We start from the raw sequence: 16,931 nt of genomic DNA on the forward strand, positions 1-16,931 counted from the left end.
GTACCAGCAGGAGCCGCAACGTAACGCGGCCTACCAGGGAGGTGATGCCAATGTACAGCGAGGATTCGGATTCATCGGCTTGCGTGTCTGGTGTCATCAGTCCCGTCCCTTTTGCTTAGGCCATAGTTTTTAAGGCCTTGTCTAGCGGTACGAGCACCGCACTATTCTCACAAGAGATGGACGGCAGGCAAAACACCAGCACGCACGGCCAGAGCGCCACCCGCTAAGGCGCTGGTTGCGTGCTCCATGTCCTATCAACGTCATCGCACTTCGATAGAAGGTGATGGATTGTAAGGAGTTGAGTCCAAAGGGCCAAACAGTGCTCTAAGTGGCTTTACGTTTCAAAGAGGATCAAGGGGAGGGCAGCAATGGGGTTGCCCTCCCTCATATATGTCCCGTCGCTATCGTCGCGCTCTTACAGACAGGCCTCCTCGATGCGGCGCCTGAGCTCGGGGATGCCCGTGCCCGCCTGGGCGGAGGTGAGCACCATCTGGCTGCGCTCGATGCCGAACTGCCTTGCCAGCGTCTGGGCCTGGGACTCCTGCCTGGTGCGACTGAGCTTGTCCGCCTTGGTGAGGGCCACCACAAAGGGCAGGGCGCTCTCTCGGAGGAAGCCGAGGGTCTCAAGGTCGATCCTTTGGGCGTCGTGGCGGATGTCCACGAGCGCGACCACCAGGTTGAAGCTGCGCTCCTGGTCAAAGTAACCGGCTATGAGGTTGGCCCAGCGCCTCTTCTCGGCTTGGCTCACCTTGGCAAAGCCATAGCCGGGAAGGTCCACGAACATGACGCCGTCCACGTCATAGAAGTTGATGTTGGCCGTCTTGCCGGGCTGCGACGACACGCGCGCGAGCGAGGCGCGGCCGATGAGCCTGTTGAGAAGGGACGACTTGCCCACGTTTGAGCGCCCCACGAAGACGACCTCGGGCGTCGTGGGTGCCGGAAGCTGCTCGGGCGTCCCGTAGGAGGCCGCATAGCGGGCCGTCTCGTAGCGGAGCTTGTGTGCCATGCGTTTTGGTCCTTTCGCAGAAGACGACGAGGCGCCGCCCGTCGGGTGTGGCTATCGTAGCCCAAGGAAGGCCGCGCGACCAGGCGGGCCGCTGCGAGCTGCCGCGCGCCTCGCCCTGCGCGAGCCTCTCATCGCGCGAGGGCCCCTAGGGCGCGGCGAGGATGTCCTCGGCAAAGCCCACCCTGTAGGAGGAGAAGACCACGGCACCCTCGTCCTGGGTGGCGTCAAGGTCCACGTCGGCGGCGATGCCAAAGTCGCGGTCGCCGTCGCTGTCGCTGAGCATCTGGCGCACATGCCACACACGCAACGTCGCCTCGTCGCCCTCGTCGATGCTCAGGAAGTCTCGGCTTCGGGCGTCGCCGTCAAGCAGGATGTACTCGTGCTCCTCGTAGAGGCCGTCGATCGCCTGGCGCCAGCGGTCGCGTCGCCAGCCCCAGTCGGCGTCAAGCTCCCCCAGCGCCGCGGCGTCACGTCGGGCAACGAGGAGGACGCGGGCAAAGAGGGCGTTGCGCACGAGCAGGGTCAGGCCGCGGCGGTCGCGCACCACCGCGTCGGCCGCCTGGGGCGCCGCGCCGGCGTCGGACGTTGCCTCGTCGGTCCCGGCCCAGGCGTCCACGAGGCTCGAGTCCACCGTGCGTACGACCATGCCGAGCCACGAGACCACTTCAAGCAGGCGCTCGTCGAGCTTGTCCGTCGGCACGGTGCGGGAGAGCACCCGGTAGGCGTCGGAGAGGTAGCGCAGCAGCGTCCCCTCGCTGCGGGCTATGCCCAGGCGCTGGACGTAGCCCTTGAAGTCCGCGGCGGTCTCGACCATGTCGCGCAGCACCGACTTGCAGGAGAGGGCGTAGTCCGCAGCCCAGGGAACCTCCTTTACGTAGCGCCCGTAGGCCTCAAGGAGCATGTCCTCGAGCGGCTTGTCGTAACTCACCTCCTGGATGCGCTCGACGCGCTCGTCATAGTCCACGCCGTCGGCCTTCATCTGCGCCATGGCACGGTCGCGCGCCTCGCGCTCCAGCGCCCTCAGGATCTGCGGGGGGTCTTCGAGCGTGGCCTCGACCATGCTGATGAGGTCGAGCGCATAGCGTTCGTCCTCGGGGTCGAGCAGCTCCAAGGCCGCGAGCAAAAAGGGCGAGAGGGGCTGGTCGAGCGCAAAGTCGTCGGGGAGGTCGACGGTGAGGGCGTATCCCTCGCCTCCCGTCGCGTCGGGCTCTATGACGCCGGCGTCAAGCAGCGTCGCCAGCACCTCGTCGGCGCGGGCGTGCAGGCGGAGCTTCTCCTCAGCGTCCTGGAGGGAGTCATCGATGAGGCATCGGATGCGCCCGCGGGCGTCACCGCCCTGCGAGACCTCCGCCAGGACCATCGCGTGGGTGACCCTCAGGCGGGGCCGCAGCGTCTCGGGCGCGGCCAGGATGAGCTTCTGGAAGGTCTGGTCGTTCCAGCCCACGAAGCCCTCGGGGGGCTTCTTCGTCCTGACCTTGCGCGCCCGCCTGGGGTCCCCGCCAGCCTTTGCCAGGGCACGGGCGTTCTCGATGTCGTACTCGGTGGCCTGTGCGATCACGACGCCCTCGCTGTCAAAGCCCGCCCTGCCGGCCCGTCCCGCCACCTGATGGAACTCCCGGGCGTTGAGCCTGCGCATGCGCCTGCCGTCAAACTTGGTGAGCTGGGTCAGAAGGACGGTGTGAATGGGCACGTTGATGCCCACGCCCAGGGTGTCCGTGCCGCAGATGACGGGAAGCAGGCCCTGCTGCGCCAGCCGCTCGACCAGCAGGCGATATCGCGGCAGCATGCCCGCATGGTGCACGCCCACGCCCGTGAGCAGGAGCCTCCTGAGCGTCTTGCCGAAGCCGGTGGTAAAGCGCGTGCCGGCGACGGCCCTCTTTACCTGCTCGCGCTGCCCCTTGGTCGACACGCCGAAGCTCGCCAGGCCCTGGGCAGACTTGAGGGCGCTGTCCTGGGAAAAGTGCACGACGTACAGAGGCGCCTCGTCGGCGTCCAGGGCGACCTTCACCGTCGCCTCGAGGGTGGTGTCGACGAAGCGATAGGAGAGGGGCACGGGCCTGGGGGCGTCCACGATGACGTCCACGGTACCGCCCGTCTGCTCCTCAAGCTTCGTCGCGATGACGGACGTGTCGCCCAGCGTGGCGCTCATGAGCAGGAACTGCGCCTGGGGCAGCGTCAGCAGGGGAACCTGCCAGGCCCAGCCGCGTTCGCGGTCGTCAAAGAAGTGGAACTCGTCCATCGCGACGGCGCCGACGTCCGCCTGCGCCCCCTTCGACAAGGCGATGTTGGCGAGGATCTCGGCCGTGCAGCAGACGATGGGCGCCGTGGGGTTGATCGTGACGTCGCCCGTGATCATGCCCACGTTGTCGCGGCCCAATAGGCCCACCATGTCAAAGAACTTCTCGCTCACGAGCGCCTTTATGGGTGCCGTGTAGTAGCTGCGCCGGTCGGTGCAGCACGCCATGAAGCAGAGTCCCGTCGCGACGAGGCTCTTGCCCGACCCGGTCGGCGTGCCCAAGATCACATGGTCGCCCGCTGCCAAATCAAGCAGGGCCTCCTCCTGGTGCTCCCAGAGCTCGACGCCCCGCGACGCCACCCAGCCCAGATAGAGATCAAGCGCCTCGTCGGCGGGGATGTTCGGGAAGTGCTCGTCGTCCGGCCAGGGAATGAGCTGGCCGAGCCCCGCCTCATCCCGTGCCGTCGGGGCGTCCGAGCCGTCGTCATGCGTGCTGGGGGCGTGCGTCGTCATGCTGCCCCTTCCGTGAGGCTGCGGTCATGGCCCTCCCATGGTACGCCATGCGACGCGCGTCCCCCTCGCGTCGTCGTCCGTCGTGCGGGCCTTCGCCTCATGCGTCAGGGCCGTCCTTCGTGTCCTCGACGCGCCGGAGCCGGCGCGAGGGAACGATGGGCGAGCTGCCCTCAAAGCTCACGATGCGCTCGGACAGGCGTGCGATGTACTCCTCGGCGAGCGCGCTCGGCCGTCGTTGGCCGTGAACCACGTAACCCACGTTCATGACCTCGTCGGTCTCCAGGGGCACCGAGGTGATGCCCGAGTACATCTCGTCCGAGCGCACGCCCGTCGAGATGAGGTAGCCGTCGTAGCCCTTGAGCAGGCTCGTCATGGTCGCGCGGTCGCTGGCGACGATCTGCCGGTCATGGGGCAGCGTCGAGAGCGGCTCCTCGGAGAAGTACAGCGAGCTCTCGGGCCCCTGCTCGAAGGTGTAGCGCGGAAACTCGGCGAGGTCCTTGACGCGCACGGTGCCCCGCGCCGCCAGGGGATGCCCGTCTCGAACGAAGACATGGGGCTTTGCCCTGAACAGTGAGGTAAAGACGAGGTTTGACTCATCCAGCCTGCGACGCAGCGCCCGCTCGGTCGAGGTGGCCAGATAAAGGATCCCCAGGTCGCTCCTGAAGCTGCGGACGTCGTCGATGATGCTGGCCGTGCGCGTCTCGCGCAGCGTGAACTGGCAGCTGCGCGACTCGTGGGCGGACACGAAGTCGATGAAGGCCTGGACGGCGAAGGCGTAGTGCTGCGATGAGACGGACAGCGCGCGCTGCGGCGAGCCGCCGCGGCTGTATCTGCTCATCAGCAGGTCGGCCTGCTCGACGACCTGCCGCGCGTAACCGAGGAACTCGGCGCCGTCGCTGGTGAGCGCGATGCCCCGCGAGGAGCGGTCGAAGATCCTGATGCCCAGCTCCTGCTCAAGGTCGCGCACGGCTACGGACAGGCTCGACTGCGAGACAAACATGCCGTGCGCCACCGCGTTGATGGCGCCGTTCTCTGCTATGGCGATAATGTAACGGAGCTGCTGGAGCCGCATGGGCGCCCTCTCTCGTGCTCAGGATGCGGCTATCCTATCTTCACGGCTCCCATGATGTCAAGAAAGCGCTGGTAGTCATCCTCACAGTGAGGCAGGAACGCTGCGTCGACGCCGTCACAGAGCTCCCCGTAGGTTATGGCCCTTCCCGAATCCAGCGTAAGATACAGCTCCGTCGCGGGAGGCTCCCGCCAGCTCTCGTCGGCAGGGGGTTCGGGAAGGGGGCGTTCGTGCGCACCATGCTCCATGTGAGGCTGCCCTTCGTCGTAGACTCTACCTTACGGAGAGTCTACGACGAATTAGCGACATAGCCTACGGAGGCAAGACACAGGGACCGCGCCACTGTTCACAATGGGACCTCGCGTGTGGACGGGAGGTGCGATGGCTGACGAGGTTCTCGGCGCGCGTCTGAAGAGGCTGCGAGACCGTGCCGGCAAGACCCAGGAGCAGGTCTCTGCCGAGATTGGCGTCTCGAGCAAGGCATACAGCTCGTGGGAGACGGGTCGCCATGACGTGCGGGGCAGGTATGTTCCCCCGCTGTGCCGGAGCCTGGGCTGCACGCCCAATGACATCTTTGGCTGCGATGTTGCCGACGGACGCTCGCCCGTCGCTCCGGCGTCGCCGCTGCTGGACGAGAAGGTCATGGAGTTCATAGAGCTCTATGACAGGACGCCGGCCAACGTTCGCGGCGCCATTCACGTGATCATGGAGAGCGCGATCAAGACGCGCAGGCCCCGTCGCCCCCGATTGTGAGCTGGCGCGGCGGCGGGACGGCGCCATGCGCCTGGGTTCTGGGCTACCATGGTGGCGAGAGACGAAGGCCGTCCCGTTGGAAGGTGCGTGCGACCGATGCAGGTGGACTCCCTGGTGCATATTCCCGCCGCGGGCGGGTATGGCAGCGTCATGGGGCTGGGCGAGGACGGCAGCGTGGAGGTCGAGCTCATTGACCCTGGTGCGGATGACTTCTCCCTCCGGCTTCCGCTCGCCAACGTGGGCGAGCTGGAGCACGCCCGTGACGCCGACCTCGAAGCCCTCGCGCGCTCGCTGGCTCTCCTCCATCTGCGGGTCAGCAGGGCGCTTGACCTGGACAGGTCGTTTGACCTGTACGTGGGGCGCACGGAGGACGCCGCCCTCGACCTTTGGTTTGGCGGCGGCCGCAGGCGGCCGCGCAGGCTCAGGACGCTGTCTGCGGCCGAGGGGGAGGCACTCGCGAGCACCCTGGCGAAGCTCGCCCTTGACGCCTGGAGGCACGGCGGCCCTCGGGAGGATACGCGCACGCTCGACGGCTGGGGCTGGTCGTGCGAGGTCATCGGCGGCGGCAGGGGCGCCTCGGGGTTCGGGCGCCAGCGCCCCTTTGAGGGCATGGAGGGGCTCTGCGACGTCCTCATGCGACTGGGGGCGCCCATCGGGTGGGAAGACGACGCCCCCGGCGCCGTCCCGCGCGCCCTATGAGCCCACGAGAGGGCGCCACCCTCGCCGCGGCGACGCGGGGAGAGGGCCGGGGCTACCTGGTCTACGTGCTGCGTTGCCGTGACGGCACGCTCTACAGCGGTATCACCACGGACATAGTGCGGCGCCTGGGCGAGCATCGTCTCGGGGGTCCCAGGGCGGCGGCCTATACGAGGTCGCACGGCGTCGAGGCGCTCGTCGCGCTCTGGGAGGCGCCGGACCGCTCGTGGGCGAGCAGGCTGGAATGGCGCCTGCATCACCTGACACGGGGGCGGAAGCTGTGGCTGGTCGCGCATCCCGCGCAGGCAGGGGAGCCGTTCAGGCCGCTGGGGCCTGACGCGCTCGAGCGGGCGTGGCGCTCCGTCCCTGGTCAGGACGTCTGATGGAGAAAAGCCGCCCAGGAGGCGCCTTGGTCCGCGCGCGTGGCGCCATCCTCTGAGCCGGCCTCGTCGGCGCCGGTGTCCCGGCGGGAGCTTGCCTCGTTGACGGCGGCCGCCTGGGGGTCCGGCCGTGTCATCCTCCATCCGCAGGTGGCAATGACGAGCGCCAGCACGACGACCGTCAGGGCGGCGAGGCCGCAGGCCAAAAGGCGCCGATGGCTCACGTCGCTGTCCTCGACGTACAGGCGGGGGTCGTGCCGGGAGACGGGCAGGAAGGGCCTGACGGCGGGAGGTTCCTCGGCGGGAGGCTCGCATGGCCGCCCGTCTTGGGGAGGCTGTGATCGCGTCTCGTCGAGGTCGGTTTCAGCCGCATCCGTCTCGTCAGCATTCGCATTGTCGGCATCCGTCGTCTCGGGCTCCGCCGGGGCGGCATGGACGGCGTCCGTCGGCGGTTGAGGCTGCGGCGGGGCCACGGCGTCCGCGTGGTCGTCTTCCGTGGCGCCAGGGCCGCCGTCGCCCTTGCCGCACTCGTCCGAGGCCTCGTCCTGTTGCGGCGGGCGCCCGCGCCCCCGTCGACTGTGCCTGCCCCAGCTCGCCATGCTGAGGTCCCTCTCGGAGTAGTCATCGTCCATCTCGTCGTCGGTGGTCCCGGCGTCGGGGCAGTCCCACCAGGAGCGCAGGTCGTATCCGCACTGCGCGCAGAAGCGCTGCCCCTCGACGAGGGGCGCTCCACACCTTGGGCAGTGGCGCGTTGTCATCGGCACTCCTGGGGCGTATGCGGGCGGGTGGGTTCGCGCCTTCACAGGTCGCCCCTTTAGGATAGCAATATGCGCGTGCAAAAGAGGCCGCGTTTGATCGGCGGCGGCCGCGATGATGCCGGGCGCCGGTCTCGTGCGGGGCGAGAAAACTTCCCCTGCCGGGTAAATCCTAGTTGCATGATGGGTATTACTACCCACAGGAACGTACGCACGGTGGTCATGCGGCGTCAGGGTCTCTTGCCTGTGCGGACGCGTGACCCGCATCATTCGTCGGCGGCACCGCCGCCCGAGAGAAGGAAGCCTGTCATGAGCGAAATCATTGACGTCTACGGCCGCGAGGTCCTGGACTCCCGCGGCAACCCCACGGTCGAGGTGGAGGTCGCCCTGGCCGACGGCTCCGTCGGCCGCGCTATCGTGCCCTCCGGCGCCTCCACCGGCGCGTTCGAGGCCGTCGAGCTGCGCGACGACGACGCTGACCGCTACCTGGGCAAGGGTGTCCTCGGTGCCGTCGCCCACGTCAACGGGGAGTGTCGCGAGGCCATCGTGGGCCTTGACGCGGCCGACCAGCGCGCCGTCGATGCGGCGCTCATCGCGGCGGACGGTACGCCCAACAAGGCCAGGCTCGGCGCCAACGCCATTCTGGGCTGCTCGCTTGCCGTCGCCCGTGCCGCAGCGGTCTTTGCCGGCCAGCCCCTCCACGCCTACCTGGGAGGCGTCAACGCTCACACCCTGCCCACCCCCATGATGAACATCCTCAACGGCGGCGTTCACGCCGACAACAACGTGGACTTCCAGGAGTTCATGATCATGCCCGTGGGCGCCCCCGACTTCAAGACGGCCCTTCGCTGGTGCACGCAGGTCTACCACACCCTCAAGGGCGTGCTCAAGGATGCCGGCCTCTCCACCGGCGTTGGCGATGAGGGCGGGTTCGCACCCGACCTCGCGTCCAACGAGGAGCCTCTCGAGTACCTCATGAGGGCCGTCAGGGAGGCGGGCTTCGAGCCGGGCAGGGACTTCCTGTTCGCCATGGACCCGGCCACCTCGGAGCTGTACGACAAGGAGACGGGCACCTACGTGCTCAAGGGCGAGGGCCGCTCGCTCACCAGCGACCAGATGGTCGACTATTGGGAGAAGCTCGTCGACACGTATCCGATCATCTCGATCGAGGACGGTCTTGCCGAGGAGGACTGGGACGGCTGGGTCAGGCTCACCGAGCGCCTGGGCAGAAAGGTCCAGCTCGTGGGCGATGACCTCTTCGTCACCAACACCGCCCGTCTGAGGAAGGGCATCGAGCTGGGTGCCGCCAACGCCATCCTGATCAAGGTCAACCAGATCGGCACCCTGACCGAGACCCTGGAGGCCATGCAGACCGCGCAGCGCGCCGGCTACGCCTGCGTCGTGAGCCACCGCTCCGGCGAGACCGAGGACACCACGATTGCCGACCTGGCCGTCGCCACCAACGCAGGTCAGATCAAGTGCGGCGCCCCGGCGCGCTCAGACCGTGTCGCCAAGTACAACCAGCTCCTGCGTATCGAGGACGCGCTGCTCGACGCCGGTGCCTTTGCCGGCAGGGGCGCGTTCTACAACCTGCGCGCGCAGGGCTAGACCATCCTTTTCCCGGCCTTGATGCCGTGTTCGGCACCGACCCGCGCCCCTTACCCGGCACGGGCGGTGCCGTCCTGCTGCCTGCGGGCAAGCTCCGCGCGCGGGGCGGCGCGTCCTGCGCCGGTTGTGTGCCTGACATGAGATGTGCCGCCCGCGTCGCCGCGCCAGAGGAGGACGCGTATAGTAAACCATAGCTAACACAAGGAAAGGCGGGAGCATGCTTGCAGACGTGTTGGTGATCGCGGCGGTCGCCGTGGCCCTGGGACTCAGCATCCGCGCGGTCATTCGGGGCTCGTCCGACTGCTGTGACTGCGCCAGCGGCAAGGGATGCGCGGCGCACGCCTCGCACCAGGGGCGCTGCCCGGCGGCCAAGGACATGGTCGCCAACGCGGAGAAGGCGCTCGGCAAGGCGCACAAGGCGTGACGTGCCGCTGGGCGACCCCTCGGACCCTCGAAACAGAGGCGTAATATGTCTCTGCCAAGCTATGCGCTGAGGCAGGGCCGATGAGCGCGGCGCGACCAGAGGAGGGTCCATGAGTGATGACAGGAACATCGACTTCGTCCTGAGGACGGTCGAGAAGCGCGACGTCCGCTTCATCCGCCTGTGGTTTACTGACGTGCTCGGCAACCTGAAGTCCTTCTCCATCTCGTCAGAGGACCTCGAGGAGGCGTTCGAGGAGGGTGTGGGGTTTGACGGCTCCTCCATCGAGGGCTTCGTGTCCGCCGACGAGTCCGACATGCTCGCCTTCCCGGACGCGACGACCTTCCAGGTGCTGCCCTGGCGCCCGCAGAAGTACGGCGTCGCCCGCATGTTCTGCGACGTGCGCACGCCCAGTCGCGAGCCCTTCGGGGGCGACCCCCGCTCTGTGCTGCAACGTATCTTTGCCCGGGCGGACGAGCGTGGCTACGTCATGAGCGTCGGTCCCAAGCTTGACTACTTCTACCTGCGTCCCACCGACGACGCCAACCCCGTCCCCGCGGACCGGGCCGGTTACTTCGACTTCACCTCCAACGACTCGGCGACCGACCTGCGCCGCGAGACCACGCTCTCGCTGGAGCATATGTCCATTCCCGTCTCGTACTCCTACCACAGCAACGCGCCGTCGCAAAACGCCATCGAGCTTCGCTATGCCGAGGCTGTGACCTGCGCGGACAACATCATGACGGCGCGCCTCATCATCCGTCAGGTCGCCCATGAGAACGGCCTCATGGCCTCGTTCATGCCCAAGCCCTTCTCCGAGTTCTCGGGGTCGGGCATGTATCTCTACGAGTCGATCTTTGACCATGACGGCACCAACCTCTTCTGGGGGCCCAAGACGGAGCATCCCGCCCACCTGTCCGAGCTCGGTCGCAGCTACGTGGCGGGACTCCTCAAGTACGCGCCCGAGTTCATGCTCGTCACCAACCCGACGGTCAACTCGTACAAGCGTCTCGTGGCCAACGGAGAGGTGCCGGTCTATGCCACCTGGGGACGCAAGAACCGCGCCGCGCTCGTGCGCGTTCCGACGCATAAGCCGGGCAAGCACCAGTCGACGCGCGTGGAGCTGAGGAACCCCGACCCGGCGGCCAATCCCTACCTCGCGATCGCCGCCTCGCTCGCCGCAGGCCTCAGGGGCATAGAGGAGCGGCTGACGCTCCCCGAGGAGTCCTTCTCGGGCCTTGAGGACCTGGGCGACCGCGAGCTTTCCGCCCGCGGCATCAAGCACCTGCCGCGCACCCTGGGGGAGGCCATCAAGAACTTTGACCGTAGCGATCTCATGCGCGAGGCCCTCGGCGACCACATCTGCGACTTCATGGTTGAGCAGAAGTGGCGCGAGTGGGACGAGTACTGCTCGGTGGTCACGGACTGGGAGCGGCGCACCTACTATGCTGGTGTGTAATCGTTCCGTAATTATACATTAAGTGATATCACATACCCGATATAACAGGTAGTTTGTTAACATACGAAATCCTTCGTACAAAAATTTGAGTAACACCAGCATATCGCCGAACGTGGCCTGCTAGGATGGTCCAAGTTCTGATGGGAGGGGTGGTCACGCCGTGGCCCCCCTCACGTGGTATGTTTGGAGGTCATTCATATGGGTGCGAACGCTTCGTCCAGGGAGGGAGGTCCGGGGCCGAGGGCCTTGGGCATCCTGCTCGCCTGCGTGACCCTGCTGGGCACGCTCGTGGGCTGCTCGAGCCTTTCGTCGCCTGGCGGCTCCGTCTCGGGGGCATCCGGTCCGTCAGAGGGGTATGTGCTGGTCAACCCCGGCAAGCTGACGGTCGTCTCGGACCTCGCCAACCCGCCTTTCGACTACTTTGACACGGGCAGCGCCGTCCCCGTCGGCTTTGAGGTCGATCTCATGCAGGCCGTCGCGCAGAAGATGGGCCTGACGTGCGAGTATCTCCCGCCCCAGAAGTTCGACTCGATCATTCCCATGATCAAGCAGGGCGGCAGGGCGGACGTGGGAGCCTCCAACTTCACGATCACCGACGAGCGCCTCCAGGAGATCGACTTCACGGACGCCTACATCGACTCCAACCAGGGGGTCGTGACCTCGGCGGACGTGGCCGATGCGGTCGCCGCGGACTATCGGGGCGCCCTTGACGCTCCCGAAGCGACGCTGGCCGTCCAGGCGGGCTCGACGGGTGAGGCCTGGGCGCAGGAGAACCTGCCCGACGCCACGATTGTCTCGCTCGACGACCCCATCGCGGCGTTGACGGGCGTCCAGAGCGGCCTCTACACGGCGGCCGTCGCCGACCTGCCGGTCATGGAGTACGAGGTCAAGAACTCCTACACCGCGCTCAGGGTGGCCCTTCAGGTTCCCACCGGCGAGCAGTACGGCATCGTCGTCTCCAAGTCCAACCCCGGCCTCACGGCCGCTCTCAACGAGGCGCTGGAGCAGTGCCAGGAGGACGGCACGATGGACGCGCTCAAGGCGAAGTGGTTCGGCAGCTCCGACAGCTCCTCCATCGCTACGGCCTCCACTGCGGGCGAGGCCTCCGTAGACTCCTCCGGCACGGGCACGGTGGCGGTGTCAAAGGCCACGGCCCGTCCCAACGAGTCGGGCGGCGACGGCGTCATCGGGGGACAGAACACCCGCCTTACCTGGGAGGGAACGGTCTATGTTGACAGCGGGGTCAGCTCCGTCAGGCTGACGTTGCCCGCGGGCGCGAGCTTTGACGGCTCCAGCACGCGCATCACGGTGCTTGACGGCCTCTCTCGCCAGAGCGTGAGCGGCACCGCCACCCCGGAGGGCAACGTGCTGAACGTGAGCTTTGGCGAGCCGGTGGCCAACGGGTCGCTGCTCAGGCTCGAGGTCACGGACATGCGCTTTGCGCCCGCGGGCGGTGACAGCGTCGTCTCGGGCAGCTACGTGACGGGGGAGGGCGCGACGGGGACGCTCGAGGACTCCAGCCCCATCGCCACCATCGGCCTGACGCCCCTGCAGTTCGCCGTCAACTGGCTTGACGGCCAACCCTGGGTCGCCGCCTGGAACTCCGTGCCCTTCCTCAACATGTTCTTCAAGCCCCAGCTCCTGGCGACCTCCTTTGCCGCGCTGCTGCCGGGCTGGCTCCTCTGCCTTCTCATCGTGACGGCGGCCTATCCCTTCGCCATCGTGCTGGGCCTCCTGTTCGCGCTGCTGAAGATCTCGCGCCATCGGCCCCTCAGGGCGCTGGCCTCGGTGTACATCAACGTCCTGCGGGGGACCCCGCTGTTCTTGCAGATCTACGTCGCGTTCTTTGGCCTGCCCATGTTGGGCGTCAACATTGACAACACGGTCCTGGGTATCATCGTGATGGCGCTCAACTCGTCGGCCTACCAGGCCGAGATCTACCGCGCCGGCATCCAGTCCATCCCGACGGGTCAGTACGAGGCCGCCGCCTCGCTAGGCATGAGCCGCCTGCAGACCATGCTCTGGATCATCCTGCCGCAGACCGTCCGGCGCGTGATACCCACGGTGACGAGCGACTTCATCACTTCGTACAAGGACACCTCGCTGCTCTCGTCCGTGGGCGTCATGGAGCTCATGATGTTCTCCAAGAACCTCACGACTACGACGGGCAACATCACGCCCTACATCGCCGCAGCCGTCTTCTACCTCATCGTCACCCTGCCTCTTATCAGGGTCGTCGGCGTCGTGGAGAGGCGCCTGTCCGACGCGGAGCACGGGCTGGAAGCGCGCCCCCTGGCGTCTGACGGCCAGGGTGGCACGGGCCCGTCCGCCCCTGCCGGGGACGCAAGGGCGGCCGATGCGCCCCTCTCGCCCCTCACGCCACACACGCACGATGACGGAGGTGTCAACGATGCACAGTAAGAATCGCCCCTGCGCCGCGGACGTCCCGCCCGCCATGGACGCCGAGAAGGCCGCCCGTCTCGCCTTTGCGCACGACCTGCCCCTCTCGCGCCATCACTTCGTGGAGGGGGAGCATCCCGTGGTGCGCATCGAGCATCTGGGCAAGACCTTCACGGACACGCCGGTGCTGCGCGACGTCAACCTCAACGTGTGGAACGGCGAGATCGTCGTGGTGCTGGGGCCGTCGGGATCGGGCAAGTCAACCATGCTGCGCTGCATCAACCTCCTGGAGACGCCCACGCAGGGGCATGTCCTCATTCGTGACCAGGAGATCACGGGCGCCAGCGGGGCGAGCCTGTCGCTGCTCCGTCGTGACCTGGGCATGGTGTTTCAGCAGTTCAACCTCTTTCCGCACCTGAGCGCCAAGGAAAACGTCGTCATCGGGCAGATGAAGGTCCTCAAGAAGTCGCGCGCCGAGGCCGAGGCGGAGGCCATGCGCCAGCTCGCGGCGGTGGGTCTGGCGGACCGCGCCGAGTTCAAGCCGCCGCAGCTGTCCGGCGGCCAGCAGCAGCGCGTGGCCATCGCCCGCGCGGTCGCCATGCATCCCAAGGTGCTGCTCTTTGACGAGCCCACCTCGGCTTTGGACCCCGAGCTCGTCCGTGACGTCCTTGCCGTCATGCGCGACCTTGCGCTCAACGGCGACATGGCCATGATCGTCGTCACCCACGAGATGGGCTTCGCTCGAGAGGTGGCCGACCGCGTGGTGTTCATGGAGGGCGGCGTCGTGGTAGAGCAGGGGCTTCCCAATGACGTGTTCGACCACCCCAAGGAGGCGCGCACCAAGGAGTTTCTTGGCAGCATCGGCTAGCGCGCGGCATGACAAGGCCCCGTCGCACCATACAGGCCCGCCGGCGTCCCGCATCCCGCGCGGACGCTGGCGGGCGTAATTGCGCGTGGCTCTGAGGGTGCGCGGCCGCCAAGATATGCTAGTCTCTAAGAGATTTGCTCGGCGGCTGTCCTGTCGTGGAAGGCGAGCGGGAACGGGGGCGAGTATGCACCACAAGAACGTCTTGCTTCTGGCAAAGACCGCGCGCTACGTCGAGCGGATGCGTGGGCTGCGCAACCCCCTGGACGTTTCGATCCTTCATGCGACGCCGGAGACGCTCTCGCAGGCCGTCAACTCGGGACGTGAGATTGACCTGGTGATTCTTGACGCCGAGGGCATAGGCGCAGACACCCTCAGCGCCGTGGACGACTACGCCGCGGACAACGGTCACATTCCCATGCTCGTGATCCAGGACGAGGGACGCCTGTCCAGCCTGCATCTTCCCGCCCAGGGGAGGAGCGACTTCATCCTGGCCGGCGCGGGGCAGGCCGAGCTGGCGGTACGCTGCGCCCTTCTTCTGAGGCCGGGAGACCAAAGCTCGCCCTCCGACATCGTATCCGTGGACAACATGACCATCAACCTCGCCACTTACCAGGTGTGCATTGACGACGAGCCCGTGGACCTCACGCTCATGGAGTACTCGCTCCTCTCGTTTCTGGCCACGCATCCCTCGCGGGCGTATTCCCGCGAGACGCTGTTGCACCGGGTCTGGGGCTTTGAGTACTGCGGCGGCACGCGCACCGTGGACGTGCACATCAGGCGCGTGCGCTCAAAGGTGGGCCCCCTCATCGCGACCCACATCGTCACCGTCCGTGGGGTGGGCTACCTCTTCAAGGTCTAGTCTGTGGCCTGCCTGCGACGAGGCGCGGGCCCGTCGGTGAGCGTCCGTGCCGCCGCGCAGGGTACGCAACGCGCGGCAGGACGCGCGACAGTACGCGCGACAAGCCCCGTGCTGTCGCTTGGGTGTGAATCCTCCGCGCGCGTCTGAACGCGAGCGCCTTAGGGGTACAGTCCCTGTGTACATAATCGACGAGGGTGCCGCGCACCCCTAAGACGAGGAGAACGCCAATGACGGAAAACGGTCTCGAGGGGCGGGGAGAGCCAGGTTCGTCGACGGGCCGCGTGAACGGCGCGGACGTTGCCCAGGACGCGAGCGTGCAGGCGACGCAGACCCATGCGCGGCCCGTCAGGTCCGCGCTCGTCTCGCTTGTTGCGGGTGCCCTCGGGGCCGGCCTTCTGGTGCTGGCGCTCAAGGCCACCGGCGTCATCGGCGGGACCCAGATCATCAAGACGACCCAGAGCGGGGCGGGGCAGACCGTCAACATCACCGCCAGCGACGCAGACGCCACCACGGCCCAGGCCGTCGCCGCCAAGGACCTCTCGTCCGTCGTGTCGCTCAACGTCACGACGGCCAAGGGCACGAGTCTGGGCTCGGGCGTCATCCTGGATGCCGACGGCAACATCATCACCAACTATCACGTGATCTCCGGCGCCACGTCCATCACGGTGACCGTCAACAACAAGAGCTACGACGCGACGGTGGTGGGGACGGACCCCTCGAGCGACATCGCCGTCGTTCACGTGAACCTCGACGGCGAGAAGGTCACTCCCATCGAGGTCGGCAACTCCGACGCGCTGACGGTAGGGGAATGGGTCATGACCATCGGCAGCCCCTTTGGCCTGGACCAGTCCGTCTCCGCGGGCATCGTGAGCTCGCTGTCGCGCAACACCCTGCTTTCGTCGCGCGCGGGCGAGACGATCTACACCAATCTGATTCAGGTCGATGCGGCCATCAACCCCGGCAACTCGGGAGGCGCCCTCGTTGACGGCAAGGGAAGGCTGGTGGGCATCTGCACGCTCTTCTCCTCAGACACCCAGTCGTTTGCCGGCATCGGCTTCGCCATTCCCGGCAACTACGCCGTCAACCTCGCCAAAAAGATCATCGCGGGCGAGACGGTCACCCATGCCTACGTGGGCCTCTCCATGCAAACCGTCAACGCACAGAACGCAACGGCCAATCACTTTGCGGTGCAACAGGGCGCCTACGTCGCCGGCGTCACGGACGGTGGTCCCGCCGCGTCCGCCGGCATCCAGAAGGGTGACATCATCACCGCCGTCAACGGTGACGCCATCACGAGCGCGGACGGCATGATCCTGGCGGTGCGCTCCCACGACATCGGGGACACCATAGCGGTGACGTTCATGCGCGGTGACAGGGAGCAGACGGTCAACGTGACCCTGGGCTCTGACGAGGCGCTCCAGCGGGAGCGCGCCGATGCCTCCGGCCTGGGACCTGACAGCGACTCCTCATCCACCACGCAGGACCAGGACATCTCCCCGGAGGACCTCTATAACCTTCTGCAGCGAATGTACGGCCAGGAGGACGGCGGCGGACGCATGGGTCGTTAGCCGCCACCTGCCGGGGCGTCGCCTGTGCCCGGCAGCGACGGATGGGGAGGCCTCCCCGCGCGTCGCGAGCCGCCCGGGCCTGCGGCGGGGGTCTCCGGCCTGGCGCTGGGGGCATCCCCATAGGTTAGCGGGCGCCGCGCGCCGGTTCCTACCGGTTCCTATAGGTTTGAGGGCCTCTCCCATACAGAGCTATAAGCTTGAGAAAAAAGTGGAATTCCCACCTGGGCAAACGCCGTGACGATTCCTCAAGCCTATTGGTCCGTCTCCTTCGGCATCTCAAACCTATAGGTGCGGCGGGTCGTAGCCCTCAAACCTATAGGTATGCGCCTCCGGCCTCTCA

General features: G+C 66.9%; 15 protein-coding genes. 10 read left to right on the forward strand and 5 right to left on the reverse strand.

Annotation, left to right across the window (positions count from 1 at the left end; genetic code table 11):
* Nucleotides 1-415 precede the first annotated feature (415 nt).
* The 4 genes from yihA to HMPREF2826_RS04685 all read right to left on the reverse strand — a co-directional run bounded on the left by yihA (nucleotide 416) and on the right by HMPREF2826_RS04685 (nucleotide 5,072).
* Nucleotides 416-1,006 carry a ribosome biogenesis GTP-binding protein YihA/YsxC gene (yihA, locus tag HMPREF2826_RS04670; protein ID WP_070639619.1) on the reverse strand — a complete coding sequence of 197 codons (591 nt, stop codon included), beginning with the start codon at nucleotides 1,004-1,006 and terminating at the stop codon, nucleotides 416-418.
* Nucleotides 1,007-1,151: 145 nt separating this feature from the next.
* Complete coding sequence (locus HMPREF2826_RS04675; protein WP_070639621.1) at nucleotides 1,152-3,755, reverse strand: DEAD/DEAH box helicase; 2,604 nt, start codon at nucleotides 3,753-3,755, stop codon at nucleotides 1,152-1,154.
* Nucleotides 3,756-3,852: 97 nt separating this feature from the next.
* A complete protein-coding gene (locus tag HMPREF2826_RS04680) occupies nucleotides 3,853-4,827 on the reverse strand; it encodes a LysR family transcriptional regulator (protein WP_070639624.1) in 975 nt (324 codons plus the stop codon).
* A 29-nt stretch (nucleotides 4,828-4,856) separates the two neighbouring features.
* Nucleotides 4,857-5,072, reverse strand: coding sequence for a hypothetical protein (locus HMPREF2826_RS04685; RefSeq protein ID WP_070639626.1), 216 nt, complete (start codon nucleotides 5,070-5,072; stop codon nucleotides 4,857-4,859).
* Between the two features lie 133 nt (nucleotides 5,073-5,205).
* Here HMPREF2826_RS04685 and HMPREF2826_RS04690 point away from each other — a divergent pair, with 133 nt between their 5' ends.
* From HMPREF2826_RS04690 to HMPREF2826_RS04700, 3 genes are all read left to right on the forward strand, one after another.
* Nucleotides 5,206-5,577, forward strand: a complete 372-nt coding sequence (locus tag HMPREF2826_RS04690; RefSeq protein ID WP_058270054.1) for a helix-turn-helix transcriptional regulator — start codon at nucleotides 5,206-5,208, stop codon at nucleotides 5,575-5,577.
* 96 nt (nucleotides 5,578-5,673) lie between these two features.
* Complete coding sequence (locus HMPREF2826_RS04695; RefSeq protein ID WP_070639628.1) at nucleotides 5,674-6,276, forward strand: hypothetical protein; 603 nt, start codon at nucleotides 5,674-5,676, stop codon at nucleotides 6,274-6,276.
* Nucleotides 6,273-6,656, forward strand: coding sequence for a GIY-YIG nuclease family protein (locus HMPREF2826_RS04700; protein ID WP_070639630.1), 384 nt, complete (start codon nucleotides 6,273-6,275; stop codon nucleotides 6,654-6,656). Before HMPREF2826_RS04695 ends, HMPREF2826_RS04700 begins: the two co-directional genes overlap by 4 nt.
* On the opposite strand, the gene HMPREF2826_RS04705 is transcribed toward HMPREF2826_RS04700, so the two are convergent.
* Nucleotides 6,644-7,411, reverse strand: coding sequence for an autoantigen p27 domain-containing protein (locus tag HMPREF2826_RS04705; RefSeq protein WP_070639632.1), 768 nt, complete (start codon nucleotides 7,409-7,411; stop codon nucleotides 6,644-6,646). The two genes, HMPREF2826_RS04700 and HMPREF2826_RS04705, sit on opposite strands and share 13 nt — an antisense overlap.
* 306 nt (nucleotides 7,412-7,717) lie before the next feature.
* Between HMPREF2826_RS04705 and eno the strand changes: the two genes are divergently transcribed.
* The 7 genes from eno (at nucleotide 7,718) to HMPREF2826_RS04740 (ending at nucleotide 16,591) form a co-directional block, all read left to right on the forward strand.
* Complete coding sequence (eno, locus tag HMPREF2826_RS04710) at nucleotides 7,718-9,016, forward strand: phosphopyruvate hydratase (RefSeq protein WP_058270057.1); 1,299 nt, start codon at nucleotides 7,718-7,720, stop codon at nucleotides 9,014-9,016.
* Between the two features lie 217 nt (nucleotides 9,017-9,233).
* A complete protein-coding gene (locus tag HMPREF2826_RS04715) occupies nucleotides 9,234-9,440 on the forward strand; it encodes a hypothetical protein (RefSeq protein ID WP_058270058.1) in 207 nt (68 codons plus the stop codon).
* A gap of 109 nt (nucleotides 9,441-9,549) precedes the next feature.
* Nucleotides 9,550-10,896: a glutamine synthetase family protein gene (locus HMPREF2826_RS04720; RefSeq protein WP_058270059.1), complete on the forward strand. Its 1,347-nt coding sequence runs from the start codon at nucleotides 9,550-9,552 to the stop codon at nucleotides 10,894-10,896.
* 198 nt (nucleotides 10,897-11,094) lie between these two features.
* Nucleotides 11,095-13,317, forward strand: a complete 2,223-nt coding sequence (locus HMPREF2826_RS04725; protein ID WP_070639634.1) for an ABC transporter substrate-binding protein/permease — start codon at nucleotides 11,095-11,097, stop codon at nucleotides 13,315-13,317.
* Nucleotides 13,307-14,164 (forward strand): amino acid ABC transporter ATP-binding protein, encoded by an 858-nt coding sequence (locus tag HMPREF2826_RS04730; protein ID WP_082629899.1) that lies wholly within the window; start codon nucleotides 13,307-13,309, stop codon nucleotides 14,162-14,164. The genes HMPREF2826_RS04725 and HMPREF2826_RS04730 overlap by 11 nt, the downstream gene beginning before the upstream one ends.
* A gap of 184 nt (nucleotides 14,165-14,348) precedes the next feature.
* Nucleotides 14,349-15,023, forward strand: coding sequence for a response regulator transcription factor (locus tag HMPREF2826_RS04735; RefSeq protein ID WP_058270061.1), 675 nt, complete (start codon nucleotides 14,349-14,351; stop codon nucleotides 15,021-15,023).
* Between the two features lie 227 nt (nucleotides 15,024-15,250).
* Nucleotides 15,251-16,591 carry a S1C family serine protease gene (locus tag HMPREF2826_RS04740; RefSeq protein WP_083307265.1) on the forward strand — a complete coding sequence of 447 codons (1,341 nt, stop codon included), beginning with the start codon at nucleotides 15,251-15,253 and terminating at the stop codon, nucleotides 16,589-16,591.
* Nucleotides 16,592-16,931: the final 340 nt, after the last annotated feature.

The organism is Olsenella sp. HMSC062G07 (genome assembly GCF_001811895.1).
GTDB lineage: Bacteria > Actinomycetota > Coriobacteriia > Coriobacteriales > Atopobiaceae > Olsenella_F > Olsenella_F massiliensis.

What these genes read in the sequence shown, in the direction of transcription:
- HMPREF2826_RS04690 (WP_058270054.1), top strand. Translation starts at nt 5,206, where the DNA reads ATGGCTGACGAGGTTCTCGGCGCGCGTCTGAAGAGGCTGCGAGACCGT.
- HMPREF2826_RS04720 (WP_058270059.1), top strand. Translation starts at nt 9,550, where the DNA reads ATGAGTGATGACAGGAACATCGACTTCGTCCTGAGGACGGTCGAGAAG.
- HMPREF2826_RS04680 (WP_070639624.1), bottom strand. Translation starts at nt 4,827, where the DNA reads ATGCGGCTCCAGCAGCTCCGTTACATTATCGCCATAGCAGAGAACGGC.
- HMPREF2826_RS04725 (WP_070639634.1), top strand. Translation starts at nt 11,095, where the DNA reads ATGGGTGCGAACGCTTCGTCCAGGGAGGGAGGTCCGGGGCCGAGGGCC.
- HMPREF2826_RS04685 (WP_070639626.1), bottom strand. Translation starts at nt 5,072, where the DNA reads ATGGAGCATGGTGCGCACGAACGCCCCCTTCCCGAACCCCCTGCCGAC.
- HMPREF2826_RS04730 (WP_082629899.1), top strand. Translation starts at nt 13,307, where the DNA reads ATGCACAGTAAGAATCGCCCCTGCGCCGCGGACGTCCCGCCCGCCATG.
- HMPREF2826_RS04715 (WP_058270058.1), top strand. Translation starts at nt 9,234, where the DNA reads ATGCTTGCAGACGTGTTGGTGATCGCGGCGGTCGCCGTGGCCCTGGGA.
- HMPREF2826_RS04700 (WP_070639630.1), top strand. Translation starts at nt 6,273, where the DNA reads ATGAGCCCACGAGAGGGCGCCACCCTCGCCGCGGCGACGCGGGGAGAG.
- HMPREF2826_RS04735 (WP_058270061.1), top strand. Translation starts at nt 14,349, where the DNA reads ATGCACCACAAGAACGTCTTGCTTCTGGCAAAGACCGCGCGCTACGTC.
- yihA (WP_070639619.1), bottom strand. Translation starts at nt 1,006, where the DNA reads ATGGCACACAAGCTCCGCTACGAGACGGCCCGCTATGCGGCCTCCTAC.
- HMPREF2826_RS04695 (WP_070639628.1), top strand. Translation starts at nt 5,674, where the DNA reads ATGCAGGTGGACTCCCTGGTGCATATTCCCGCCGCGGGCGGGTATGGC.
- HMPREF2826_RS04740 (WP_083307265.1), top strand. Translation starts at nt 15,251, where the DNA reads ATGACGGAAAACGGTCTCGAGGGGCGGGGAGAGCCAGGTTCGTCGACG.
- eno (WP_058270057.1), top strand. Translation starts at nt 7,718, where the DNA reads ATGAGCGAAATCATTGACGTCTACGGCCGCGAGGTCCTGGACTCCCGC.
- HMPREF2826_RS04705 (WP_070639632.1), bottom strand. Translation starts at nt 7,411, where the DNA reads ATGACAACGCGCCACTGCCCAAGGTGTGGAGCGCCCCTCGTCGAGGGG.
- HMPREF2826_RS04675 (WP_070639621.1), bottom strand. Translation starts at nt 3,755, where the DNA reads ATGACGACGCACGCCCCCAGCACGCATGACGACGGCTCGGACGCCCCG.